Source organism: Devosia alba (assembly GCF_039938915.1).
Classification (GTDB): Bacteria; Pseudomonadota; Alphaproteobacteria; order Rhizobiales; family Devosiaceae; genus Devosia; species Devosia alba.
Window position 1 is genome coordinate 1 of record NZ_JBDUUI010000046.1, and the last position, 446, is coordinate 446.

Below are 446 nucleotides of genomic sequence, written 5' to 3' on the forward strand. Positions count from 1 at the left end.
GCGGCTTGGTTGAGGACTACGCTGGTGAGTTCGCTAGATTATCTGAGCTGAGCAAGGCTCTGACGCTGTATGAAGTCGAAGCTATGCGCTTTGTGAATATGTCTAACTCTGCATCCGGTGTAGATATCGATGCGTTCAACGAAGCTGCTGTAGGCGATATCATTCAGACTAATGCCCCGGCCGGTACTACTGGCCCCGGTATATGGGCTTATGAGGGTGGCGTCTACCAGAAGATTCAGGTCATGCAGGCTGAGATTGCCAGCATTGAGCAGCGTCTTGCCAGAGCGTTCATGTACGGGGGTAACACCAGGGATGCAGAACGTGTCACAGCGTATGAGATTCGTCAGAATGCTCAGGAGGCACAGGAGGCTCTGGGGGATGCGTACAGTCAGCTAAGTAGCGTATGGCTTACTAAGCTGGCGTACCTGTACTGTCTGGAGCTGTAT

1 protein-coding gene is annotated in these 446 nt (G+C 52.7%); it reads left to right on the top strand.

The window, feature by feature from the left end; translation table 11 throughout:
• On the top strand, positions 1–446 hold a 446-nt coding region (locus ABFY71_RS18715; RefSeq protein ID WP_347947378.1), incomplete at both ends, for a portal protein.